The organism is Thermomicrobium sp. CFH 73360 (assembly GCF_023806465.1).
Classification (GTDB): Bacteria; Chloroflexota; Chloroflexia; order Thermomicrobiales; family Thermomicrobiaceae; genus Thermomicrobium.
Genome location: NZ_JAMSLS010000026.1, coordinates 1 through 654, shown reverse-complemented (window position 1 = coordinate 654; position 654 = coordinate 1). Strand labels below are relative to the sequence as shown.

The 654-nt window shown below is 58.7% G+C and carries 1 protein-coding gene; it reads left to right on the top strand.

Annotated elements, in window-relative coordinates:
• On the top strand, nucleotides 1-502 hold a 502-nt coding region (locus NET03_RS13360), incomplete at its 5' end, for a magnesium transporter (RefSeq protein ID WP_252129382.1).
• Between the last annotated feature and the right edge of the window lie 152 nt (nucleotides 503-654).

The following is a 654-nucleotide window of genomic DNA, read 5'->3' as shown; positions in this document are numbered from 1 at the left end:
CGTCGGCTGGCTCTTGCTCCTCTTTGTGGCTGAAATGTATACGGGAACGGTCTTGAGGCACTTCGAGCAAGAACTGGAGGAAGCTATTGCCCTTGCCTTTTTCGTTCCCTTGTTGATCGGGACGGGAGGGAATGCCGGATCACAGGTGGTGACGACGCTTGTCCGGGCGATGGCGGTCGAAGGAATTGGGCTGCGGGATTTGCTGCGGATTTTCCCAAAGGAATTTCTTGCTGGACTTTTAGCGGGAGCTGTTATGGGCGCAGCTGGTGTCCTGCGAGCGGAGATCCTTGGCGTCGATCCGGCGATTTCATTGACGGTGGGTGTCGCACTCTTTTGCATCGTCCTGTGGGCTGTGACAGTGGCGACATTGCTGCCCTTGCTGCTGAAGCGGCTCGGCATTGATCCTGCCGTCGTGTCCTCGCCCTTCATCGCGACGCTCGTCGATGGGACGGGTTTAGTGATCTACTTCAACGTTGCACGGCTCATTCTCCGCCTACACTGATGGCGCCGAAAGGAGCGGGTTCATGGCCAAGGAACTCTCAATGCTCCCGGTTCTCCGCACTGCACTGCGTGTCGGAGAACGTGAGGTGGTGGAGGATCTCTTGTGGCGGCTGGTGGAGCGGCGCGAACTCCACGTGGTGCTGCGGGAGATGG